This window comes from Ruegeria sp. BG8, from assembly GCF_056538325.1.
In genome coordinates this window covers 427,935-448,993 of sequence record NZ_JBQFSZ010000002.1, presented here as the reverse complement: position 1 = coordinate 448,993, position 21,059 = coordinate 427,935, and the positions used below count along the sequence as shown (strand labels likewise).

At 53.3% G+C, this 21,059-nt stretch carries 26 protein-coding genes, 1 tRNA gene and 1 pseudogene; 24 read left to right on the top strand and 4 right to left on the bottom strand.

Going from position 1 to position 21,059, the window contains the following annotated elements; translation table 11 throughout:
- The first annotated feature begins 153 nt into the window (after positions 1–153).
- The 9 genes from ACR0DG_RS07515 (at position 154) to ACR0DG_RS07475 (ending at position 8,650) form a co-directional block, all read left to right on the top strand.
- On the top strand, positions 154–870 hold the full coding sequence (locus ACR0DG_RS07515; protein ID WP_480695843.1) for a toprim domain-containing protein: 717 nt from the start codon (positions 154–156) through the stop codon (positions 868–870).
- Entirely contained in the window at positions 867–2,381 is a 1,515-nt protein-coding gene (locus tag ACR0DG_RS07510; RefSeq protein ID WP_480695841.1) for a YfjI family protein, read from the top strand. The genes ACR0DG_RS07515 and ACR0DG_RS07510 overlap by 4 nt, the downstream gene beginning before the upstream one ends.
- A 365-nt stretch (positions 2,382–2,746) precedes the next feature.
- Positions 2,747–3,193, top strand: a complete 447-nt coding sequence (locus tag ACR0DG_RS07505) for a DUF5681 domain-containing protein (RefSeq protein WP_480695839.1) — start codon at positions 2,747–2,749, stop codon at positions 3,191–3,193.
- Positions 3,190–3,414 carry a hypothetical protein gene (locus tag ACR0DG_RS07500; protein ID WP_480695837.1) on the top strand — a complete coding sequence of 75 codons (225 nt, stop codon included), beginning with the start codon at positions 3,190–3,192 and terminating at the stop codon, positions 3,412–3,414. Before ACR0DG_RS07505 ends, ACR0DG_RS07500 begins: the two co-directional genes overlap by 4 nt.
- Positions 3,411–3,656 carry a hypothetical protein gene (locus ACR0DG_RS07495; RefSeq protein ID WP_480695836.1) on the top strand — a complete coding sequence of 82 codons (246 nt, stop codon included), beginning with the start codon at positions 3,411–3,413 and terminating at the stop codon, positions 3,654–3,656. The genes ACR0DG_RS07500 and ACR0DG_RS07495 overlap by 4 nt, the downstream gene beginning before the upstream one ends.
- Complete coding sequence (locus ACR0DG_RS07490; RefSeq protein ID WP_480695834.1) at positions 3,653–4,024, top strand: hypothetical protein; 372 nt, start codon at positions 3,653–3,655, stop codon at positions 4,022–4,024. Before ACR0DG_RS07495 ends, ACR0DG_RS07490 begins: the two co-directional genes overlap by 4 nt.
- 182 nt (positions 4,025–4,206) lie before the next feature.
- Positions 4,207–4,443 carry a hypothetical protein gene (locus ACR0DG_RS07485; protein ID WP_480695832.1) on the top strand — a complete coding sequence of 79 codons (237 nt, stop codon included), beginning with the start codon at positions 4,207–4,209 and terminating at the stop codon, positions 4,441–4,443.
- 164 nt (positions 4,444–4,607) lie between these two features.
- On the top strand, positions 4,608–6,410 hold the full coding sequence (locus ACR0DG_RS07480) for a transglycosylase SLT domain-containing protein (protein WP_480707096.1): 1,803 nt from the start codon (positions 4,608–4,610) through the stop codon (positions 6,408–6,410).
- Positions 6,410–8,650, top strand: coding sequence for a hypothetical protein (locus tag ACR0DG_RS07475; protein ID WP_480695828.1), 2,241 nt, complete (start codon positions 6,410–6,412; stop codon positions 8,648–8,650). The genes ACR0DG_RS07480 and ACR0DG_RS07475 overlap by 1 nt, the downstream gene beginning before the upstream one ends.
- Here ACR0DG_RS07475 and ACR0DG_RS07470 read toward each other — a convergent pair.
- The gene (locus tag ACR0DG_RS07470; RefSeq protein WP_480695826.1) at positions 8,613–8,813 is read right to left on the bottom strand and encodes a hypothetical protein; all 201 of its coding nucleotides are present in this window, start codon (positions 8,811–8,813) and stop codon (positions 8,613–8,615) included. The genes ACR0DG_RS07475 and ACR0DG_RS07470 overlap by 38 nt on opposite strands.
- 50 nt (positions 8,814–8,863) lie before the next feature.
- Here ACR0DG_RS07470 and ACR0DG_RS07465 point away from each other — a divergent pair, with 50 nt between their 5' ends.
- The 3 genes from ACR0DG_RS07465 to ACR0DG_RS07455 all read left to right on the top strand — a co-directional run bounded on the left by ACR0DG_RS07465 (position 8,864) and on the right by ACR0DG_RS07455 (position 11,061).
- On the top strand, positions 8,864–9,073 hold the full coding sequence (locus tag ACR0DG_RS07465; protein ID WP_480695824.1) for an HGGxSTG domain-containing protein: 210 nt from the start codon (positions 8,864–8,866) through the stop codon (positions 9,071–9,073).
- A gap of 114 nt (positions 9,074–9,187) precedes the next feature.
- Positions 9,188–10,273: a M12 family metallopeptidase gene (locus ACR0DG_RS07460; protein ID WP_480695822.1), complete on the top strand. Its 1,086-nt coding sequence runs from the start codon at positions 9,188–9,190 to the stop codon at positions 10,271–10,273.
- A 14-nt stretch (positions 10,274–10,287) separates the two neighbouring features.
- Positions 10,288–11,061 carry a hypothetical protein gene (locus ACR0DG_RS07455; protein ID WP_480695820.1) on the top strand — a complete coding sequence of 258 codons (774 nt, stop codon included), beginning with the start codon at positions 10,288–10,290 and terminating at the stop codon, positions 11,059–11,061.
- Between the two features lie 65 nt (positions 11,062–11,126).
- Here ACR0DG_RS07455 and ACR0DG_RS07450 read toward each other — a convergent pair whose 3' ends face one another.
- Complete coding sequence (locus ACR0DG_RS07450; RefSeq protein WP_480695874.1) at positions 11,127–11,363, bottom strand: helix-turn-helix domain-containing protein; 237 nt, start codon at positions 11,361–11,363, stop codon at positions 11,127–11,129.
- A gap of 153 nt (positions 11,364–11,516) precedes the next feature.
- Between ACR0DG_RS07450 and ACR0DG_RS07445 the strand changes: the two genes are divergently transcribed.
- The 4 genes from ACR0DG_RS07445 (at position 11,517) to ACR0DG_RS07430 (ending at position 12,929) form a co-directional block, all read left to right on the top strand.
- Complete coding sequence (locus ACR0DG_RS07445; RefSeq protein ID WP_480695818.1) at positions 11,517–11,681, top strand: hypothetical protein; 165 nt, start codon at positions 11,517–11,519, stop codon at positions 11,679–11,681.
- Between the two features lie 8 nt (positions 11,682–11,689).
- The gene (locus tag ACR0DG_RS07440) at positions 11,690–11,887 is read left to right on the top strand and encodes a hypothetical protein (protein WP_480695816.1); all 198 of its coding nucleotides are present in this window, start codon (positions 11,690–11,692) and stop codon (positions 11,885–11,887) included.
- Positions 11,884–12,276: a hypothetical protein gene (locus ACR0DG_RS07435; protein WP_480695814.1), complete on the top strand. Its 393-nt coding sequence runs from the start codon at positions 11,884–11,886 to the stop codon at positions 12,274–12,276. Before ACR0DG_RS07440 ends, ACR0DG_RS07435 begins: the two co-directional genes overlap by 4 nt.
- Before the next feature lie 143 nt (positions 12,277–12,419).
- The gene (locus ACR0DG_RS07430; RefSeq protein ID WP_480707094.1) at positions 12,420–12,929 is read left to right on the top strand and encodes a hypothetical protein; all 510 of its coding nucleotides are present in this window, start codon (positions 12,420–12,422) and stop codon (positions 12,927–12,929) included.
- Between the two features lie 253 nt (positions 12,930–13,182).
- Here ACR0DG_RS07430 and ACR0DG_RS07425 read toward each other — a convergent pair whose 3' ends face one another.
- Positions 13,183–13,587: a hypothetical protein gene (locus tag ACR0DG_RS07425; protein ID WP_480707092.1), complete on the bottom strand. Its 405-nt coding sequence runs from the start codon at positions 13,585–13,587 to the stop codon at positions 13,183–13,185.
- Between the two features lie 93 nt (positions 13,588–13,680).
- Between ACR0DG_RS07425 and ACR0DG_RS07420 the strand changes: the two genes are divergently transcribed.
- From ACR0DG_RS07420 to ACR0DG_RS07410, 3 genes are all read left to right on the top strand, one after another.
- Positions 13,681–14,121: an NUDIX domain-containing protein gene (locus ACR0DG_RS07420; RefSeq protein ID WP_480695812.1), complete on the top strand. Its 441-nt coding sequence runs from the start codon at positions 13,681–13,683 to the stop codon at positions 14,119–14,121.
- A gap of 722 nt (positions 14,122–14,843) precedes the next feature.
- Positions 14,844–15,287, top strand: a complete 444-nt coding sequence (locus ACR0DG_RS07415) for an excisionase family DNA-binding protein (RefSeq protein WP_480695810.1) — start codon at positions 14,844–14,846, stop codon at positions 15,285–15,287.
- On the top strand, positions 15,284–15,853 hold the full coding sequence (locus ACR0DG_RS07410) for a PIN domain-containing protein (protein ID WP_480695808.1): 570 nt from the start codon (positions 15,284–15,286) through the stop codon (positions 15,851–15,853). Before ACR0DG_RS07415 ends, ACR0DG_RS07410 begins: the two co-directional genes overlap by 4 nt.
- A gap of 151 nt (positions 15,854–16,004) precedes the next feature.
- Here ACR0DG_RS07410 and ACR0DG_RS07405 read toward each other — a convergent pair.
- Positions 16,005–16,080, bottom strand: a tRNA-Thr gene (locus tag ACR0DG_RS07405).
- 222 nt (positions 16,081–16,302) lie between these two features.
- Here ACR0DG_RS07405 and ACR0DG_RS07400 point away from each other — a divergent pair.
- The 5 genes and pseudogenes from ACR0DG_RS07400 to ACR0DG_RS07380 all read left to right on the top strand — a co-directional run bounded on the left by ACR0DG_RS07400 (position 16,303) and on the right by ACR0DG_RS07380 (position 20,775).
- Positions 16,303–17,136 carry an arsenate reductase/protein-tyrosine-phosphatase family protein gene (locus tag ACR0DG_RS07400; protein ID WP_480695806.1) on the top strand — a complete coding sequence of 278 codons (834 nt, stop codon included), beginning with the start codon at positions 16,303–16,305 and terminating at the stop codon, positions 17,134–17,136.
- Entirely contained in the window at positions 17,133–18,131 is a 999-nt protein-coding gene (locus ACR0DG_RS07395) for an ArsJ-associated glyceraldehyde-3-phosphate dehydrogenase (protein WP_480695804.1), read from the top strand. Before ACR0DG_RS07400 ends, ACR0DG_RS07395 begins: the two co-directional genes overlap by 4 nt.
- Positions 18,128–19,393: an organoarsenical effux MFS transporter ArsJ gene (arsJ, locus tag ACR0DG_RS07390; protein ID WP_480695802.1), complete on the top strand. Its 1,266-nt coding sequence runs from the start codon at positions 18,128–18,130 to the stop codon at positions 19,391–19,393. The genes ACR0DG_RS07395 and arsJ overlap by 4 nt, the downstream gene beginning before the upstream one ends.
- Positions 19,394–19,434: 41 nt before the next feature.
- Positions 19,435–20,403: pseudogene (arsB, locus tag ACR0DG_RS07385) on the top strand (ACR3 family arsenite efflux transporter).
- A 144-nt stretch (positions 20,404–20,547) separates the two neighbouring features.
- Complete coding sequence (locus ACR0DG_RS07380; protein ID WP_480707090.1) at positions 20,548–20,775, top strand: hypothetical protein; 228 nt, start codon at positions 20,548–20,550, stop codon at positions 20,773–20,775.
- Positions 20,776–21,059 lie beyond the last annotated feature (284 nt).

Below are 21,059 nucleotides of genomic sequence, written 5' to 3'. Positions count from 1 at the left end.
CGTAACTTCGAGACAATCTCTTCGGGCTTCGGTCTCTTGTTTGCCATTCGTCGTCCTCCGTTTCCTTAACATAACGGTGGACCAGTTCACTGGGGGAGGCTCAGCAAGGACCAAAACGCCCTATCTATCTCGGAATCTGGCGGCAAGCTGTTGTTGTACTGTTTCAAGAACGGTTGCGGCTTCCGGGATATCGCAGACGCGGCCAACCTTCCGGCTAATTCGGCGCAGATCGATCCGGCGGCGCAACGTGATGCGGATCAGAAGCGCAAAGAATACGAGGCCAACAAGCTGAAGCAGGCGCAGGGAATCTGGGAGGCCTGCCTCCCTATCGAACGCACCAAGGCCGAGGCATATCTGCGCGGAAGGGGTATCACATGCGACCTGCCCCGGTCTCTGCGCTTCGCACCGGATATCTTTCACAGCCCATCGACCTCGTGGTGCATGGCTATGGTAGCCCAAACCACGACCGGTGGCATTCATCGGACGTTCTTCGACAAGCGGGGCAATCGTCTAGAGAAAAACGCCAAGATGATGCTGGGGCCTTGCGCTGGTGGTGCTGTGGTGCTGTCACAGGCTGTCGGGTCGCTCGTGGTGTGTGAAGGCATCGAGACAGGTCTGTCGCTGCTGTCGGGGCTCCTGAGCGAGCCTGTCACAGTCTGGGCAACTCTCAGCACCTCGGGAATGAAAGCCCTGAACCTACCGGATCGGCCAGCGGATTTGATTATCGCGACTGATGGCGACGAAGCCGGGCGTGAAGCCGGTCATTCGCTAGCCAGTCGTGCCAATTCCCTAGGCTGGAAAGTATCGACCATGCCCGCACCTAACGGGCAGGACTGGAATGACATTTTGCAAGAAGGGGCAAAGGTATGACAGTGATCCAGCCCAAACCATTCATTGAAGAAGGTCCCCAGCCTCTGCTGCGGGAAATTCCGCGCGGTGATGAGTACCCTGTAAGTGCGCTGGGACCACTCAAGGGCGCTGTTCTGGCCGTGCAGCAAGCCACACAAGCTCCGGTGGCAATCGCGGCTCAATCGGCCCTGTCGGTGGCTTCTCTGGCGGTGCAGGCTCATGCTGATGTTGAAACCCTGGCCGGGTATTCACCAACTTCCCTGTACTGTCTGACGGTCGCGCAATCGGGTGAACGGAAAAGCGGATGTGACAAGCTGGTCATGAATGGCCTGCGTGAATTCGAGCGGGAACAAACAGCCCAGCACAAAGAGGACATGGCGGAGTGGCAGCTTGCCCAGAAGCTATGGACAGCTAAGCGTGACAGGCTGTTGAAAGAGGCATCGGGTAGCAAACCAGACAAGGCGACAGCAGCCGAGGCCGATTTAAAGTCCATGGGGCCGGAGCCCGCGCAACCCTTATCACCAAAACTGACGGCCTCTGAGCCCACGATTGAGGGCTTGGTAAAGCTCTACCTTGTGGGCCAACCCAGCCTTGGCTTGTTCTCAGACGAGGGCGGCGGGTTTCTAGGTGGCCACGCCATGAACAGCGACAACCGCATGAAAACCGTCGCTGGTCTTTCCAAGCTCTGGGACGGTGAGCCACCTGACAGGGTTCGCGCTGGTGATGGCGCTGTCAGCCTCTATGGTCGCAGGCTGGCCATGCACTTGATGGTTCAGCCAGTGGCGGCAAGGCCCCTGCTATCAGATCCGATTGCATCCGGTCAGGGTTTCTTGGCCCGGTTCCTCATAACCGAACCCATAAGCCACATCGGGGCACGACTGAACAGGCCGAATGCCGATGTAGCGAATGTAGCGAAAGTAGCAATGGCCAGCCGTCTGAATGCGCTTTTGAATCACCCAAAGCCCCTTGATGAGGACAAGCCTCAGGAACTCAAGCCACGGGCTCTGCATCTGTCCGGAGCTGCAAAGGATATTCTGTTTGAATACTACCGGGCCACTGAACTGTCACAGGGCAGCGGTGGCGATTTCGAGTACGTCAAGTCTTTCGCGTCTAAGTCCGCGGAACAGGCGGCGCGGATTGCCGGCGTGCTGACGCTTTGGAAAGACGTCAACGTGCAAGAGGTTTCGGTTGAGACGATGGCTGACGCTATCGACCTTGCACAATTCTATCTCCGCGAGGCAAAGCGTCTGGCTGAGGCCGCAATGATTACGGAGAGGATTGAGCAGGCCGAGCGCCTACGCAAGTGGGTTATCGACGGCTGGCCGGAACAGGCGCTGAAGCTGGGCAGAGACGCGAACACAATTCTGCCCCGCGACGTTGTACTGTACGGACCCAATTCGATGCGCGAGACGGCACAGGTTAAGTCTCTCCTGTCAGTTCTTTCATCTCATGGGTGGCTGCACCAGTTGGACGCCGGAACAGTGATTGACGGGGCTAGTCGCAACCTTGCCTTTCGTATCGTCAGGGGGTGAGCCGTGGCTGCATTCTTCGATACCCGCGCGGCACTTGCAAAAATCAAAAATCAGCAGTGCACCCCTGCTACATCCGCTACACCCGCTACACAGGGCGGCAAATCGAGGTCTCATGTAGCGAATGTAGCGGATGTAGCGGCACCACTTGGCCAAAACCCAAAAAATGAGGGTGAGCGGAATCCGCCTGTTTCCAAGGCTCCGCAGACAGATGAACACCCCGATAAGGTTGGTGTAGGCGGACGGCCCCGCACGTGGACCGGCAAGGTTGTCTCTCTGGATGACTGGCGAAGCTTGACGGAATGGGAACGCCACGGTCCGAACGGGCGCATGTGGAATGGCAAAACTCAGCAGTGGGAGCAGGGCTCATGAGCAGTGACGACAACCGAAAATACGGTGCGAATACGGATGAAAGAAACCCAGACGGCACGTTTTCGACCGGCAACCCAGGCAAACCACGTGGAACCCGCCACAGGGTCACACGGGCAGTTGAGGAACTGCTTGAAGGACAAGCCGAGGCAATCACTCAAAAGGCGGTCGAAATGGCGCTGGAGGGCGATAGCACGGCTCTGCGTCTGTGTCTGGAGCGAATAGCACCCACAAGAAAAGACGCGCCCGTCAGCTTTGAACTACCGCATATCAAATCGATCGAAGAAGCGTCAGAAGCTGCACAGGCAGTACTACAGGCCGTTTCAATGGGCGAGGTGACGCCTTTGGAAGGCGCAACCGTCATGGGGCTGGTTGAGCAGTATAGGCGGGTGCTGGAAACCACGGAACTGGAACGCAGGATCACAGCGTTGGAGGCACAGAAATGAAATTGCATAGTCGCGTTACTAAACTGGAAAAAGACCAGCCAACTGGCCCCGAAAAGCTCACCATTTACCGGACAATTGTGAGCAAAAAACCAGACGGCAAGCTGACAGAACGGCTGGCCACCATTTGGCAATCCGGCACCCTTTTTCGCAGGGGAAAGGGTGAATCCGAAACAGCGTTCATTGAGCGCGTTGAAGAAGCACAAGAAAGGAACAGCCAATGAGTTTGGAATCACGCCTCAGAAAAGTCGAAGGAAGATCCGGAGGGAAACGAGGCTCCGAGCCACACGCAGTCTACCTATGCGAACTGCAAACCGATGAAGAAGAAACCAAAGAAGGCGGTGAGCCACGACTGGCGTACATCATGAAGGGCCCGAATGCTGGTAGCCAGACATCACGGGAAGAAGATGAAACGCGGGCTGAGTTCGAAAGTCGCGTTCAGCGCTTGGTGGAGGGATTGGGATGAGCATACGGTCAAGAATTGGGAAACTGGAAAGGGCTGCGCCTATCGACTTCGAAACCTTGCACCCCGAGTTTTTCAGAGATAACGCGGGCGAATTGACAGCGGCTGAGTTACCGCAGCTTGGTTTGAAGCGTGTTAATCGCCTCAATGATGAGAAAGAGCTCGACTTCAAGCAACGTGTTCATCTGGAATTGGTGAAAGCGCACGCTGGGCGGTCTGGACCGTTCTACGAACTGATGGACACACCAACTCTTGAAGCATGCGGTGAAGCTATCGAGGCGGTAATCGCTGCGCACGATCCACGTCTGCTGGCGAAACTGAAAGAAAGCGGAGAACTAAACGGCCAATCCAAGCACCTAGAGGAAAAATAAAAAAGCTCGAAATTGGGGTTTGAATACTAATACCACAATCCACTCTCCCAACGCCCCTTATTGGGACCGAAACTCTGCCTTTAAATGCAAGCAATATCCCACAATAATCGCCGCTTTTTCTTGAGAAATGGGTGGTAATATGATACCTCTATTTGCACATAAGCAGTTGACGGCAGATCGAAATGATTGGGTTCATCGACGTACCACGGGACAGTGAGGGAGAGGTTATAGAAACCTACCCTGTGGCACTTTACGCAAACTCTCAACTGCTGATGGCACGAATGATGGCGGTGCTTCACGCGCAGCCTGAGCGATTCATCGAAATACTATGCGCGGATCGAGAGGCATTGCGAGATTATCTCGCTCAACTGGACGAGGCCATTGAAGCGCACCAGCAGGCGAAGCGGGGGCTAAATTGACATGGTCTTACCAGACAACAGCAGCACTCCAACAAACGCATCGAATCCATGGGTGCGCATGGCGTGTTGGGGCACCTGTTTGGTGGTTGCACCGCTGGGCATATTGGCCGCTTTGGGGAGTTTTTTAGATGCAGATGGGACCAACAATAAACGCGGCAACGCACATGTACGACAAGAAGCGCGCTCAACCCATGTTGGGGATTGGCCCAATGGCTTCGGCCTTGCAAGAGGCGTCGCCGCTTCTGCTGGCCATGTCCAAAGGGCTTCTATCTGGTGACGGCGTAGGGGCGCATATGGGGGAGGGTATCGCCCTGATGGACCGGCGCAGAAAGGAGCGGGAGCAAAAACAACAGATGGACACCCACGCAAAGCGCTTAGGTTCGCGTCTCGGGAGCTTTCCTGTGGCGGCGGCGTCTAGAACTCGCGGGGCGACCCGGCCTTTACCCAACCGTACCCTTGAGCAGGAAATCGGTGACAGCGCGATGGCTGCGCTTGGTAAACCGGGTGCCATGTCTCTAACCGGCCTATTCGGCCAGTTGGAACAGCAGCACGGCTTGCCTACAGGGTATCTACACCAAGTCGCCCAGATTGAAAGCGGTGGAAACCAGTATGCGCAGAACCCAAATTCGTCTGCCGGTGGAATGTTCCAGTTCATCGATAGCACGGCTCAGCGGTATGGGCTGACAGACAAAACCGACCCCCACGCGTCTGCGCAAGCTGCGGCCCGTCTTGCGGCGGATAACGCAACCCACCTGCGGCAGGTTCTTGGCCGTGAACCTACGGCGGCTGAGTTGTACCTTGCTCACCAGCAGGGCGCAGGCGGCGCGGCCAAGTTGCTTGCGAACCCGAACACACCGGCGTCTGATGTTGTTGGGCATGACGCGGTAATGCTCAATGGCGGCAACATGCATATGTCGGCTGGGGAGTTTGCGAACCAGTGGCTCGGTAAGTTCGGTGGTGGGCAGAACCCCAGCATGGTTGAGGTCGCTTCTAACGATCCGAGTGACCTCATAGCGCTGTTGGCCCATCCATCGACCACACCCCAACAGGCGCGGGCCATTCAGATGCAATACGAGCTTGAAATGCGCCAGCGCAACCAAGCCGGGCCCAATTATAGCATTCAGGAACTCGCGGATGGCCGCAAATACTACATCGATCCGACCGGCCAGCAGGCCCCCCGACTTGTGGCACCAAACCTGATGCCAACGCCCCCGGCCCCCGCAGATGAATACGGTCGATACGCAGCCGAGGAACGCAAGGCCGGACGCGCGCCGTTATCTCGCATTCAGTACGCCCAAGCCAAGAAGGGCGGTGGGTTCAATGTCACCACACCAGACGGCACCACCATTTCTTACGGCGGTGGCAATCAGCAGGGCTTTGGCACCAAGGCCACCAATGACATCGAGGGCCGCATACTGGACTCTGGCGCAATGCTGGGCCGGTTGAATGACACAAGAAAATTGTTCAAGCCAGAGTATCTGGAAATCTCTACCCGCATTGGTGCGAAATGGGGGCAGTTGCTGGACAAGATGGGCAGCGCCACGGCAGAGCAGCAAGAGATTGTTGCGAACTTCGCGCAGTTCAAAACCGAGGCTTTCAACAACCTCAACACCACCCTGAAAGAGCTATCCGGGGCCGCTGTGACTCCGCAAGAGGCAGAACGCTTGCTTGAGCAACTTCCCAGCGTAGGAACGGGCATTCTGGACGGGGACAGCCCGACAGAGTTCCAGGCCAAGCTTGAACAGTCCATTCTGCAACAAAAACGCGCCGTTGCCCGCTACAATCTCTGGCTGGCAACGGGCCGTCAGGGCAAGCCTTGGGAATTAAGTTCGCTGGATGACTTGGACAAGCTTATCAACCAGCGGGGCGAACAGATTGAGCAGCAGTTGCGGGCTGCAGGTTTTTCTGACGAGGCCGTTATCAAACAGCAGGCAGCGCAGCAACTTCGCGCAGAGGTGGGTATCTAATGGCGGGACATGATTACGCATCCGAGATATTCGGAACCAAGAAGGCAGCGGCTAAAACGCAGATGTACGACTATGCCGCAGAGATTTTCGGTAAGCCTTCGCACTCAGATCCACAGCCGCAAGGCGCTCAACGCAACCCGGACGGCACCTATGGGCAACCGCCTGAGGGCATGATTGTAAATCCGGTCACGGGACAGTTGACGGATCGCGACATGCTCACCAGCCACCACATGCAGAACAACAGCCGGGGCAGTGCTGCACTGCGCATGGCCGGTCATGGGGCTACTTTGGGCTTGTCAGACGAGGCGGCTTATCTGGGTGGTCGTTTGGCCGCTGGTCCAGAGGGCGGTACATTTGCACGAGAGAATGAGCGCGCCAAAATCGATGCGAACCGTCAGGATTTCCCGGTTACGTCCTTTGTGTCAGAGGCGGGCGGCGGTCTGGCTGTTCCCGCAACCCTTCTGGGCAATACAGCAAAGGCAGCGACCACGGGGCAGGCCATAAAACAGGGAGCCAAGACGGGCGCGACTGTTGGTACAATCTATGGTTTCGCGGAGGGCGAAGGGTTTGACAATCGCATGGTCCGCCTACCCGGCGGCCTCATCGGCGGTGCTGCAGGTGGCGCCGCGTCTGTCCCTGTGGCGAAAGTCGTGGGCTGGGCCGCAAAGAAGCTCGGTACGCCTGTTGCGAAACTGTTCCGCGACCGCCGCTATTACACACCAGAGGGCGGCATAACCCCCGCAGGTCGGGATGCCCTCAGACAGCTTGGGTATGAAGCAGACGATGTTAGCAACACATTCGCCCGCGAGTTTTCTAAGGGCATTGATGACGGTATCGATCCTGCCACTGCAGCCCGCGTTGCGGAAATGGAAGAATTCGGCATTCCGGCCTTCAAGCACAATGTCACAGGCGATGTGAATGATTTCGCGAACTTTGAACGTGCCCGCCGTGGTGTTGGTCCTGATGCTGTTGTGTCCAAGGCGCAGCGTGTCGGCAATCAGCAAGACATGGCCGCACGTCGCGCTGTGGACGGCGTAGCGAAGGAATTGAGCGACGGTATCCCGGCGGATCAGTTCGACGCCTCACAGGCAGTTACTGCCCGTTTGCAATCCATGAGTGAGGCCGAGAAGGCCGCCGCACAAACGCTCTACAGGGCCGCTGATGATGCTGGGGTTGCTGTGCCCGGAAATGTCGCTAAAGGCGTTGAGCAGCGCGTACAGGGCCGCTTGGCAGACGAGGAAATAGACCTCACGGCTGATATCTACTCTAATGCCCGCGCCTATATGTCCCGTCTACAGAAACGGGGTGAAGGTGAGGGCGGCGTATCCCTCAGGCTGATTGAGACATTCCGCAAGGATTTGAATGCATCGCTGTCCAAAGCAAAACCCGAGGACAAGCGGGCGCTTTCAATCATCAGGTCTGAGTATGATGCCTGGGTTGATGATGTGGTTACAGCCAAACTGTTTGATGGTAACGAGGCTGGATTTGGGGCGTTAAAAGAGGCTCGTAGGCTCTGGGCAGACTATTCCAAGAAATACCGGGGTAAGGATGCAGGATCGCGATTCTTGCAGGACATGATCGATGCAGACGCCAGCCCGGATCAGGTCATGCGGTGGATGTTCGGTGCGTCAAAGCTGGGGGCCGGTAAAATGAATTCGTCCTTAGCTGCAAGCCTGCGCGATACGCTGGGCAAGGGCTCTGATGAATGGAACCTTGTCCGGCAGGCTGCATTCCGGCATTTGGCGCAGAAACCGGGCACAGAGACACCGGGTGTCGCAGGCCCTATTCCATGGGGGCCTCAGAAAGTATCCGAGAATATCCGTAGCTTTTTCAGCAGCCCGCAAACCCGGCCGCTGGCGAACACCTTGTTCAGTCAGAAAGAACGCAACCAGATGATGCGGCTGGCCAACGCCCTGAATCGCATGGTGCCGCCACCGGGTGCAGTGAATCACTCAGGCACAGGGTACGAAAACGCTAGGGCCGCAAAAAAGCTCTGGGAGGGTGCGCTTACCTTGCTCGGTTACAAGGCAGGAGGCCCCGGCGGGGCTGTTGCGGGTCGTGCGGTGGCAAAGGGGGCTGAGAAAGGCGCGGGATGGCTTCAAGCCGCGAAAATAGGTCAGCCCATCCAAGGCGAAAAATCCATTGGCCCCGTGGTGGCCGGCGCAATTCCTGGGGCTGCTGCTGGCGGCTTCGCGACGGAATTCAGTTCCAGCTTATTGTACCCATACCAGCAAGAATGAGACCGCCGCCGACCAGCGCCACAGCAAAGCCTATCATCACTGCCATGTTGCCATCGCCCCGCTGCCAGTGAGCTACCGCGCTCTTGGCGAAAAAGACAACCAGATAGGCAATCAAAATGCCTGCTGCGACTTCCAAGGCTAACGGGGGATCGGCTGGGCTCATACCCACAACCTAAGTGCCAGTGTGTGATACGTCCAGATAGGAGGCCAGATATGAAGACAGAGATATGCGGAGCAAAAACCAAGGACGGTGCATGCATGGCAACCCCTATGGACGGAAAGACACGCTGCTACAGTCACGGTGGGGCTTCTACAGGAGCAAAGACACCTGAGGGGCGTAAACGGCAGTCTGAGGGCGCTAAGGCGATGTGGGCTGAGCGTAGGCGCCTGATAGATTTGGCTCGGGAGGCAGAACAGATTTAAAGTTGGGGCGTTCACCTAAATACTCAGAATATCCGCAAAACTCATATTTTCAGCGAATAAGTGCTATACTTACTAAGTTCATTTTCTTGAAGTCTGTTTTTTAAGGAGAATCATGTGAAAAACTTGACTAATTGGCTTTCTTCACTGACCATCTCACTCGGCTGCGTAATGATGGCATTTGCTTCAGAAGTTCGAGGTCACAACGTGGAAGGAGTTGTGAATGAATCTCGGAACCTTTCCAAAGATGAAAGCCTAAACAGCGAACTTGATGCAACACTCCATGGCATTATAAACGGAGCTAAGGTTTGGGAAACCGGTACACCCGTTGAAGTTTGCTTCATGGACGGAGATTCTAGCACGCAGTCTTTCGTACTAGAGACTATTGCGGATTGGGAACATGCTGCACCCGGTTTGTCATTCGATGGTAAATTGGATGGTGAACCGAGAATTTGCTCTGATGAAACCGCCGACATTCGTGTGTCCTTTGAATCGCAAGGCAATTGGTCCTTTGTGGGAAGAGACGCTTCGAGTGTGTCGGCCAAGCGACCGACACTGAATATAGCAGTGCTGCGTGGAGCGCTTACAAATCGTAAGAAGAAAGAAACAAGAGGAACGGTTTTGCATGAATTCGGGCATGCTCTAGGTATGTACCATGAACATCAACATCCTGACTCTAATTGCGAGGCACAGCTTAATTGGGATGTAGTATACGAAAAACTTGGCGCTCCACCCAATTCTTGGAGCAAAACGAAAGTTGATCGAAACATACGTTCACTAACAAAAAAGCGATATGATTTTTCACCGTACGATAGAGAGTCAGTTATGCACTATGAACTGCCGGCTTTATTCTTTTTTGAAGGGAGAAAAGCGAGTTGCTATGTTCAAAGGGGAAACACGCTCTCTAAAGGCGATAAGGAACTAATCTCGTTGAAGTATCCGGAGAACTCTAACAAGCAAGATGACTATTTCCAGTCATTGAAAGAGTTCTCTCAAGAGATAGCGGGAACATTGGAACAGGAAAAGGGCAGGCAATTCGTAGAAGCATTCAACAAAGCGCTACCTAAAAGATTCACGAGCCAATTCGGTGGTATTGCCTACCAGGGCTCAGTCAGTGTTGACATCAAGACAAGAGATAATATCGGAGGTGCAATCCTGGGAACGAATAGTGGGAGTTTTACAATCAACAACGAAAACAACTGAGATAGGAATCCGCAATGCTATTCAAGACACGATTGCTTCAACTAATGGGATTTATTTCATCCGCCTTTTTTCTGGGGCCAAGTTTAGTAGAAGCTGATCAAAGCAGTATTATCACACGAGATGTTATTGGAGGCGTAGTCGTAGGCCAGCAAACCGGTGGAACTATTATTGTTGAGAACAATGGCTCTCAGTTTAAAGTAGTAAACGGAAACAGAGTCAAAGTGCTTTCTCCAGGCGAAGAAAATATCCGACATCATTGCACAGCATTGGAAAGCAGCACAATTAGAAAGCAGTTGTTGGGATTGGATTTTGTAGGGGTTCAACTAACCGATCAACAAAAGAGAAATGAGGCAAAGGCCGTTATGAAGTTCATTGACCGAACTTTTGGTGAAGGCCCCCTACTTCCTCCCGGCGCATTGGGTTATTTAGGAGATTTTTACTTTGATGGGAAAGGGGACGTTTTCAGAAAACAAGCAGATGGCGCCTTTGTTCCAACAACGACTTACGACAAGACGACTAAAACCGAGAGAAGAAAACAATTTAAGAATTCAGGAATTCCAAACAATTATTTATTTTTCATAGATTATTTTTACCCCGATTTCGACTCAATCGTCATGGGGCCTTTGAAGGGCAAATACTCTGGTGCTGCAATTTACGTGAATTTCAATGGGAGACTTGAGGCGGCACTGAAATTTGAGCTTTTTGCAAAACAAGGTTCGGTCGATATGAGTGCCGTGGTTGCGTTGTATCAAGAAATGTACCAATGCGCGGCGTTTTCTGGGTCATGACACGATGCGAATGGCTGTGTTCATCCAACGCAGCTAGATGATTTTTCGAAGTTTACAATCCGTCATTACTTACTTCCCGGCTGAAAGCGAACTAGCTCCTGAGGCGACTTTCTAAGCCTGGCACCAGGTTCTCCGCTGTTCAGAAGCTCGATACCTGAGGCACTTAGTGCGTTATAAATCGCGACCTTTGTGGAAAGGTCAGCTTTAGCCATCGCCTCCGGCTTAGATTCCAGCCGCTTTACCGTTGACCCGCCAACTCCTGACTTTTCTGCCAAATCACCTTGTGACCACCCTAAGAGCATTCTGGCTGCTTTGGTGTGCTGGGGTGTGATGTCTGCAAAGTGCATAATACTTTATTTATCTCCATGGTACTTTTAGTATTGCGAAAGGGTAGTCCCTCCTGTATACTATAAGTATCACCGGCGATACTTTTGGACAAGGCGAGGATTTCCACCATGTATGACCGCCAGAACATCATGAACCGCGCTTGGGCCATCATGGCAGGACGCAAGCTTCACCGGGTTATCTGGCGCAATGCTCTGTGGCAGGCATGGGACGAAGCAAAGGACGCAGTGCGCCAGCCCGTCGCTGGTTATGGCCTTCACAAGCCACAACTATGAGAAAACCAATGAACAACACTCAAACAGGAAACGACCTACAGCAACACGCCGTTGCTCTGGAGAAACTCATATCCGCCGCCTTGGCGGTGCTGCCCCATGGAGAAGATTGCAGCGAAGCATGGGGGATCATGGATATGGCCCACTCACGCGCACGCAAGCTCAACGTGGCACTGGACAGTGTCAATGCTCTGGAGGTGGTGAAATGAAACAGAGTCACCGTCACTATAACTTCGGCACCTTCGAGGAACGTCTGGAACACTTCTGCCTGTTGTTCGAGCTGGACCCGCCTGAGATTGAGTATGAGGACGGCGATATTGCCTTGAACTCGCCTCTTATGGACTGGCTCACAGAGAATACGGCAAACATGGACTGGTTGTTCGCGGGTTGTCCAAGCGCAATGCTGCAACGCTGGGTCGAGAAAGAACGTAGTGTTCGTGACTTTAACCGAATAAACAAGGAGCTCGAACCACAGGTCCAGGAAGGCATGCGAGCCATGTTGACTGCCGTTGTAAATCACGACCTGCCACTCGAACCAGCTATCGAGATATTTCAGGGTGTGGTGGAAAAGTGGCGCGGGGAGAAAGCTTTCGACTAAACGTCTTGTAATTCAGACAATCGTGCCCGGCCCATGTGGTCGGGCTTTTTTGTTTCAACGCAAGAAGAACTGTTGGTTAAATCCGCGTTCTTCTATGTGATTTCTCCTAGGTATGGCTATGAAAAAAACATATTTCCAATTTCTTGGACCCAAAACTCATTGTTGCAACAATGCAACACAGATACTCACGTACCCGTTATGCAGGGTTAAACTGGGAGATTGCCGCCAATAGCTCGCTGCTGTTCTTGAAGCCGCCCGTTTGCACGGGATGGTATGGAATGAAGCAAATGTCGAAGCTACTTGTTGCAATTATAGTTAGTGCCCTTGCCGCAACCACTATCGCTGGCCAGGCGCAGGCTAAGAAAAAGGACCTGAGGCCGTATTATCCGGACAGCGGCATGGAAGCACCACCTCTCAATGAGGTGAACCCTCCCAATTATACACCGCCTGAGAGTAAGCCTGGGTATATTCCCAATTATCGCGATGGGAGCAATGACAACGGCACCCCAAAGATACCAATTCCAGATGGCACGCAACGGGGTGGTAATGGAGGAGGTGGTGGAGGCTCATCTCCAAACGAATATGGTACATCGCCTAGAGTTCAGGACAGAGGCGGCATTTGCCTTGGTACTCCAGACCTATGTGGTGTGTAAGGCATAATTGGGGCGGAGGGCTTGCCGATATGCGCTCTCTGCCCCAAGACTAAAACCCAGAAACCCAAGCAATGAACTGCGGCATTCGCAACGGCTCATAGGCCCGCAACGGGTGGCGGTGAAGGGCTATACTTGGATTGGGTCAGGCAAGGTTGGTTCCTTGTGTTGGCTACTGAGGATTGCATTTAGTCCAATGCGGACACTAGGTTTCATTGCATCGGGCAGATTAGTCTACCGGAATTCATTTCCAATATTATTCTGTTTCCCATAGCGGTTTGCATTGAGCGGAAAAAGGAAACACACCCTCGTCCCAAGAAGCATTCGGGTTCTCGTCACGGACAACAAGTCCTGGTCGAGCGAGTATTCGTAATTGAATTCCATCACCTACGTCAAAAAAGTAGAAGACAGCGTCCCATTCTCCATCCAGTCGGCTAAATCTTTCGTAGGCACCTTTTCCCACCCGATAGAACCTTTGCGGTCGCCCTTGGCCTTCCGCATACCTTCTTACCGCAATGTCTCCATAGAATTCCCAAGTGTTGGGGCCGTGACTAGTCATGCGTACGCACGACAAACCAGTCATGTCTACAGGTTCGGAGTTTGCAATAGTGCCCGCGACTACAGCGAATGACACCAAAGCCGATTGGATCATTTTCTTCATAGAGATAAGATTAAACAGTTATTTGGTCGAAGAAAACATACACTGTGCGATTTGGGCAATGGCGGACATTCGAAGTGAACAATAGGAGCGGCCATGGGTGTAGCTGAGGCGAGACATTTGCAAGGAGCCAAGATAGCCGTCATCTGTAATAGTGCGGTTGTGGCTTATCTGAGAGATGATTTCGACCACATTCCGAACCCAAATCAATGGGACTTACCGGGTGGCGTGCGCGAAGGTAGCGAAACCGCCTTTGAGTGCGCGATACGTGAAACACACGAAGAATTTGGCATCTCATTGTCAAAGAACCTGATTGATTTCGAGACGACTTACTTTGCTGAAGCGGCAGGGGCTCTACCCAAGCGCGAAGTCGCCTTTTTTGCGTGCGTTGTCTCAGAAGAACTCATTTCGACGATTAAGTTTGGTGAAGAGGGGCAATGTTGGCGAATGATGCCGATCCAAGAGTTTGTCACCCGTTCCGACGTTGTGCCTGAGCTTCAAATCGCGTTTCGGGTTTATTGGGAAAGCTGCACATGAAGCCCGCCATTCGCCAATCCTACGAGCGCTACATATCCAAGATAGAGGCAGAGCTTACCGACTGCACGGATGACGCACGCCGCGCCTGATCCGCTGGACCATTTCCAAGCCACGGATTTACTCATGCTGAATGCCTAAGACATATGGATAGCAGCCAGGATCAGGCGTCACGGTTATGCCGCCTGATACCCCCACCAGTTCACCATTTGGGCCAAGCTACCGACCGGGCTGAGACAGAGCTGTCCAAGATTATGAACGGCTATGGGGATTGGATGTTCTACGGCCACGCAGGGACAGATGGGCGAACGACACTGAGTTGGTGGCTGATAAACCTACGGGCCTTTAGAGCGGCGCTGATACGGCACCGGACCACTGGTGCGCGCTTGCATATGGCTGACATGCGACACCGGGACGGGACGTGCTTCAAGTGGTTCGATATCTGGTCATTTCCAAAGGAGCCGCGCTTGGTGATAGCAAGAGTTTAGTGCTCCAGTGAAATATGCCTGAGTCAAATGGTCGCGCATTACCACACGCGTAGCACAATAAAAAATTGAGAGTTGACGGCAATTTAGCGTATGAAATGTATGATACACAGAATCGAATAAATCGTTTAAACCGAATAAATCGTTTGGAAATACTTGTCTGCTATGTAATCTAGCACCAAGTAAGACATAAGAAGTTTACGCCATTATTGGTAAAACACTGATAAAGTGAGGGTATCCATGTCGGGAAACACTGCTGAAGTCGTCGACATCACAAAGAGGATGCCGACGCGAGAAGAGATTCAAAACGCGGGTGACGGATTAGCCGCGATAGAAAGCGTAATGAACGGCGAAGGTCAGTTGCCGATTGGAGAAGTGTACCTGTCGCCTGCGTTGACCGATTTGATCCGGGGATTGCTGGGTATCGTTTCAAGAGGTGAAACAGTCACCTACATGCCGCAAGGTCGAATGCTATCGACCCAGCAGGCTGCAGATATCTTAAATGTAAGCCGGTCTTATGTATTAAAGCTGATCGAGCGCCAGGAATTGTATCATGAGATGGTCGGTACACATCGCCGTGTGCCGTTCATTGAACTGATGAACTACAAAGAGCAGCGCTCTGCGGCGCGTAGTGAAGCGCTCGACGATATGCTGGACTTTACCATGGAGTTCGAAGCCGAGTGATTCCTGCGTCCAACAGGTTTCTGGCCGTGTTGGACGCTAGCGTATTGTACCCACTGGCGTCGAAAGACCTTCTTTTGCGTTTCTATCACGCGGACCTTTTCAAGGCGCGCTGGACCGACAAGATTATGGAAGAGTGGACCTTCAACTTAAAACGGAAACGGCCAGAACTTGAGGCAAGTATTAACAGAACCGAAGCAACCATGCGCGACAAGTTCGACGATGCATGGATATTTGACTACGAAGACTTGATCGATTCTCTGCAACTACCAGACCCGAACGACCGCCATGTTCTTGCCGCTGCTATTAAATGCGGAGCACACTACCTCGTCACTAACAACATAAAGCACTTTCCAACGGAAATTCTCGAAAGATATGACATGGAGGCTGGAACTGCAGACCAATTCCTGTCTGGTACAGTTGATCTGTTCCCTTACGAAGCGTTCCCAGTCCTTCGCGGACACCAGCAAAAACGCGATTTGGTTTTTGGCGAATACGTTTTGTACCTGCGAAAATCCCAGTTGCCCTTGCTCGCAAACTTAGTCAACGCCAACAAGGTATTCTTTTGACTGAGGGTGAACCAAAACTTGTAACTACGTACATCGTTCAGCGTTCGAAACCAACTATACCATCCAAACCTATTAAGGTGGTTGAAAGGGTGGTCAGAACAAGTGTCAATTTAGCCAAGTACCGGAATAAATTAAATTTTTTTGAAATAAATGGTGCCTCAAGAGGGACTCGAACCCCCGACCTTGTCCTTACGAAGGACCTGCTCTACCATCTGAGCTATTGAGGCAAGCGACGCTTCGTTTAAACCGTCACCTTGAGAGGCGCAAGTCTCGAAATCAGAAGGTTGCGCACCGTTTTATGCGCCAATTGATGCTGTACAGACGTGCTGTTCTTTCGCGTTGCCACTTTGACATTCTGTATTTTCCATTTTTTTCAGTGATATACGAACATCTAAGCTCATTTCAGGAGGTCGTTGACTCACAATCACTATTTCAATATTTCATGAAATATGATAGAATCTACGTCTGATAAGCTTTCAACACTCGGCCATCCACAACGCCTGATGGTGTTTCGCATGTTAATGCGACGTTTTCCTGACAGTGTCCCTGCCGGAGAGCTCGCATCCGAGCTAGAGATCAAAGCCAGCACTTTGTCGAATTACCTGAATGCGCTGCAGCGTTCGGGGCTGGTGCGGCATGACCGGTCAGGAACCTCGCTACTGTACTCGATCGAGATGAAGAACGTGCAGCACATGCTGGATTTCCTGCTGAACGATTGCTGCCGTGGACGTCCCGATATCTGCATGCCTTTTTCACAAGGAGCCAAGACGATGACGGATCGCAAATACAACGTTCTGTTTCTGTGTGTCGGCAACTCTGCACGTTCGATCTTTGCAGAATCCCTTTTGCGCACGTTGGGCGAAGACCGGTTCGAGGTTTATTCCGCAGGGACGCAACCAACATCTGAGTTGAACCCGTTCGCGGTGCAGGTTCTTAAGGACAAGGGGCATGACACGTCTGTCTTGCGTTCCAAGCACATGTCCGAATTTGCCGTTGAGGGCGCTCCGGAAATGGATTTTGTGTTTACGGTTTGCAATCAGGCTGCAAACGAAGAATGCCCGGCTTGGGAAGGGCAGCCCATTAGCGGTCACTGGGGCATGGTTGACCCGGTCAAAGCCACCGGTACGGACGCAGAAGTAAGTCTGGCGTTTCAGAACGCATATGGCGCGCTCAAGCGCCGGATTGAGGCTTTCACATCCCTGCCCGTCGAAAGCCTCGACCGGATCGCCTTGCAATCCGCTGTCGACGACATCGGAAGAACCCCCTCTGAGGAAATGAAATGACGACATATGCGCTTAACGGCCTGGGCCGTATGGGAAAGCTGGCGCTAAAGCCCTTGCTGGACAAAGGTGCGAACATCGCCTGGATCAATGATGGGGTCGGCGACCCGGAAATGCACGCGCATTTGCTGGAGTTTGATACCGTCCACGGGCGTTGGGGCGCAGAGTTTGAGCATGATGCGGACAGCGTCACGATCAATGGCACGCGATTGCCGTTTATCGGGACCAAAAACCTAAGCGAGCTTCCTCTGGATGGGGTGGACGTCGTCATCGACTGCACAGGTGTGTTCAAAACCGAGGCCAAACTTGCCCCGTATTTTGAGGCAGGCGTGAAAAAGGTTGTCGTTTCGGCCCCGGTCAAGGACGGATCGACGGCCAATATTGTCATGGGCGTAAACGAAGACACCTATGACCCCGCAACACATCACATCGTAACAGCCGCGTCCTGCACCACCAATTGCCTGGCACCGGTGGTTAAAGTCATTCATGAAAGTCTTGGCATCCGCCACGGCTCAATGACCACGATCCATGATGTGACGAATACGCAAACCATCGTGGACCGCCCGGCCAAAGATCTGCGCCGCGCGCGCTCGGCGTTGAACTCGCTGATCCCAACGACCACAGGCTCTGCCACAGCAATCACCCTGATCTATCCCGAGCTCAAGGGTCGGTTGAACGGTCACGCGGTGCGAGTGCCGCTGTTGAACGCATCGCTGACGGACTGCGTGTTCGAAGTAGAACGGAACACAACGGCCGAAGAGGTCAATGCGTTCTTCAAGACCGCTGCCGAGGGCGAGTTGAAGGGCATTTTGGGCTATGAAACCCGGCCTCTGGTTTCAACCGACTACACCAATGATGAACGCTCCTCGATCATCGATGCGCCGTCGACAATGGTTGTGAATGGAACGCAGGTGAAAATCTATGCGTGGTACGACAACGAAATGGGCTATGCCCACCGTCTGGTCGACGTCGCGCTGAAGGTTGGAGCCTCGCTGTGACATCCCGGCCCGAAGGACTGTCGGCCTATATCGCGGTCACGGCGGCCTATTGGGCTTTTATGCTGACCGATGGGGCCTTGCGTATGTTGGTGCTACTGCATTTTCATACGATGGGGTTCTCACCGGTTCAGCTTGCCTATCTGTTTGTTCTGTACGAAATCGCAGGGATGGGAACTAACCTTGCCGCGGGCTGGATTGCAGCAAGGTTCGGGCTGACCTCGACACTTTATGCGGGGCTTGGTCTTCAGGTCGGTGCATTGCTTTTACTGACACAGTTAGACCCTAACTGGGCGATTCCTGCGAAAGTTGTCTTCGTTATGGTCGTCCAAGGGGCAAGCGGTGTTGCCAAGGATCTGGCCAAAATGTCCTCGAAATCCGCGGTCAAGCTGTTGGCGCCGACGGAAGGGGGTGGCCTGTTTCGCTGGGTCGCCATCCTGACGGGATCGAAGAACGCGGTCAAAGGCTTGGGTTTCCTGCTCGGGGCCGCCCTACTTGCCACTTTGGGTTTCATGTGGGCCGTATTGGTTATGGCGATCGTGTTATTGGCGATCCTCTTGGCGGTCATCCTGTTCATGCCCGACGGGCTGCCCAAGGGCCGCAAAAGCGCGAAATTCTCCGAGGTATTTTCGAAATCGCCGAACGTAAACTGGCTGTCAGCCGCCCGCGTGTTCCTGTTCGGAGCGCGAGATATCTGGTTCGTGGTCGGTATCCCGATTTATTTCTACGCCGTCCTGTCGGATGGCACCGAGGATGGCAACCGCGCCGCCTTTTTCATGATCGGTACGTTCATGGCCATCTGGGTGATCCTTTACGGCGCAGTACAGGCCAGCGCGCCAAAAATTCTGCGCGCGGCAGACCGATCCGAAGGCGACTTGATCCATTCTGCCCGGAATTGGGCCGCTGCTTTGTTCTGTGTGCCAGCGGCGTTGACGGTCGCTGTACTGATGTCTTCGGGCCCACAGCCTTGGCTGACTGTCACGCTGGTCATTGGCCTTTTGGTTTTCGGCGCAATCTTTGCCGTCAACTCCTCATTGCATTCCTATCTGATCCTGTCTTTCACCAAATCCGACAGGGTCACGATGGATGTGGGCTTTTACTACATGGCCAACGCAACCGGGCGTCTTGTGGGAACTGTCTTGTCTGGTCTGACCTATCAAATAGGGGGGCTGGCTCTCGTCCTGGGCACTGCCGCAATCATGGTCGCGTTGGCTGCGCTGACGTCCTCCAAACTGACAAATCCCGCGTCCGAGGCTTATCCTTGAGTGTTTTTGAGCGATACCTTACAGTCTGGGTCGCTTTGGCGATGGTGGGTGGCGTGCTGATCGGCCTGATCGCCCCGGGTCTTGTCGAGCTGATCGCCGCGACCGAGGTCGCCAGCGTGAACTTTGTGGTCGCAATGCTGATATGGGCAATGGTTTATCCCATGATGGTCGGTGTCGACTTTGGCGCAGTCGCTGGCGTGGCGCGTCAACCACGCGGGCTGATCGTCACCTTGGCCGTCAATTGGTTGATCAAACCTTTTACAATGGCCGCATTGGCCGTTTTGTTCTTTGACTACGTCTTTGCACCTTGGATTCAACCCGAGGACGCTGCGCAGTACACCGCAGGTCTTATCCTGTTAGGGGCGGCCCCCTGTACTGCGATGGTCTTTGTCTGGTCGCAACTCACCCAAGGAGATGCTACCTAAACGCTGGTCCAGGTGTCCGTAAACGATCTGATCATGGTGATTGCTTTCGCCCCAATCGTGGCGTTTTTGCTTGGGGTTACGGATATCGCGGTCCCCTGGCAGACACTTGTTCTTGCGACGGTCCTATACGTGGTGCTGCCTTTGATCGCCGGGCTGTTGACCCGCCGTCGACTGAAATCACAACAAGCGATTGACGCGTTCACGGCGCGGGTGAAGCCGTGGTCGATCATTGGGTTGATTGCAACTGTGGTCATACTGTTCGGGCTTCAGGGGCAGACCATTCTGGCCAAGCCACTGGTCATCGTGCTGATCGCTGTGCCAATCCTGATCCAAAGCTATGGGATCTTTGCGCTGGCCTACGGGGCCGCCTATGCCCTGAAAATACCGCATCGGATTGCGGCCCCTTGCGCAATGATTGGCACCTCTAATTTCTTTGAGCTGGCCGTCGCAGTTGCCATCAGCCTTTTCGGCCTGAACTCGGGCGCAGCACTTGCCACCGTTGTTGGTGTATTGGTCGAAGTACCCGTGATGCTTTCGCTCGTCGCCTTTGCAAACCGAACGGGCGCCCGGTTTGCTCTTACCTGAAAGCACGATCTGACGGTTTTTTCTGTCCGATGACTAGGCAGAAAAGACACGCCGATAGCATATTTTGTGTTTTGCACTACCAATCGACGCTACTTATACTAAGGTTGTTCTGAAAATGAGCTTACCTTTGAGGTTTCTTCGAAGATGAAGTCGCGCAAAACCCCCCAAGTTGTCGAAGTCTCTATGCCGAAGACTCTGGTGGGGCAGAGGGCGGGAATATTCTTTTTGCTAAACGAACTGGAAATTCGAAAATCACAAGGCAAAAACCCCGCGATATCTGAAGACGTTGCTCAAAATGGTCAGACGCCAAAGTCTGCAGGCCCCAAATTGACTAAACCCTTTCATCTGACAGATGAGTTTATATTTACGTAAGCGGAGCTGTCACAGATGGGTGCCCGCGCAAAGGCATTGTCCCGCCTTGTCGAAATGTCTCGGTAATGACCGCCGAGCCTAATGATACGTGCGCAAAATAGTCTTGAGTTCGGAGATTATCCGGAAGGGTATGCAACAGTATTGCCTCGAATTTTGGCGGGGTTTTCTTGAAATTCCTCGTCATCACAAACGTGTCGGCTACCCTTTCGCGTTCAAATGGTCTTGGATATGACGGGTAACACCTAAATATTCATTATCCTCGTGGAAAATGTCGGAGCACAACA

Bases quoted from the DNA above. Each gene is read 5' to 3' on its own strand.
- ACR0DG_RS07510 (WP_480695841.1), top strand. From the start codon at position 867: ATGACAGTGATCCAGCCCAAACCATTCATTGAAGAAGGTCCCCAGCCT.
- ACR0DG_RS07505 (WP_480695839.1), top strand. From the start codon at position 2,747: ATGAGCAGTGACGACAACCGAAAATACGGTGCGAATACGGATGAAAGA.
- ACR0DG_RS07500 (WP_480695837.1), top strand. From the start codon at position 3,190: ATGAAATTGCATAGTCGCGTTACTAAACTGGAAAAAGACCAGCCAACT.
- ACR0DG_RS07495 (WP_480695836.1), top strand. From the start codon at position 3,411: ATGAGTTTGGAATCACGCCTCAGAAAAGTCGAAGGAAGATCCGGAGGG.
- ACR0DG_RS07490 (WP_480695834.1), top strand. From the start codon at position 3,653: ATGAGCATACGGTCAAGAATTGGGAAACTGGAAAGGGCTGCGCCTATC.
- ACR0DG_RS07485 (WP_480695832.1), top strand. From the start codon at position 4,207: ATGATTGGGTTCATCGACGTACCACGGGACAGTGAGGGAGAGGTTATA.
- ACR0DG_RS07480 (WP_480707096.1), top strand. From the start codon at position 4,608: ATGTACGACAAGAAGCGCGCTCAACCCATGTTGGGGATTGGCCCAATG.
- ACR0DG_RS07475 (WP_480695828.1), top strand. From the start codon at position 6,410: ATGGCGGGACATGATTACGCATCCGAGATATTCGGAACCAAGAAGGCA.
- ACR0DG_RS07470 (WP_480695826.1), bottom strand. From the start codon at position 8,813: ATGAGCCCAGCCGATCCCCCGTTAGCCTTGGAAGTCGCAGCAGGCATT.
- ACR0DG_RS07465 (WP_480695824.1), top strand. From the start codon at position 8,864: ATGAAGACAGAGATATGCGGAGCAAAAACCAAGGACGGTGCATGCATG.
- ACR0DG_RS07455 (WP_480695820.1), top strand. From the start codon at position 10,288: ATGCTATTCAAGACACGATTGCTTCAACTAATGGGATTTATTTCATCC.
- ACR0DG_RS07450 (WP_480695874.1), bottom strand. From the start codon at position 11,363: ATGCTCTTAGGGTGGTCACAAGGTGATTTGGCAGAAAAGTCAGGAGTT.
- ACR0DG_RS07445 (WP_480695818.1), top strand. From the start codon at position 11,517: ATGTATGACCGCCAGAACATCATGAACCGCGCTTGGGCCATCATGGCA.
- ACR0DG_RS07440 (WP_480695816.1), top strand. From the start codon at position 11,690: ATGAACAACACTCAAACAGGAAACGACCTACAGCAACACGCCGTTGCT.
- ACR0DG_RS07435 (WP_480695814.1), top strand. From the start codon at position 11,884: ATGAAACAGAGTCACCGTCACTATAACTTCGGCACCTTCGAGGAACGT.
- ACR0DG_RS07425 (WP_480707092.1), bottom strand. From the start codon at position 13,587: ATGAAGAAAATGATCCAATCGGCTTTGGTGTCATTCGCTGTAGTCGCG.
- ACR0DG_RS07420 (WP_480695812.1), top strand. From the start codon at position 13,681: ATGGGTGTAGCTGAGGCGAGACATTTGCAAGGAGCCAAGATAGCCGTC.
- ACR0DG_RS07415 (WP_480695810.1), top strand. From the start codon at position 14,844: ATGTCGGGAAACACTGCTGAAGTCGTCGACATCACAAAGAGGATGCCG.
- ACR0DG_RS07400 (WP_480695806.1), top strand. From the start codon at position 16,303: ATGATAGAATCTACGTCTGATAAGCTTTCAACACTCGGCCATCCACAA.
- ACR0DG_RS07395 (WP_480695804.1), top strand. From the start codon at position 17,133: ATGACGACATATGCGCTTAACGGCCTGGGCCGTATGGGAAAGCTGGCG.
- ACR0DG_RS07380 (WP_480707090.1), top strand. From the start codon at position 20,548: ATGAAGTCGCGCAAAACCCCCCAAGTTGTCGAAGTCTCTATGCCGAAG.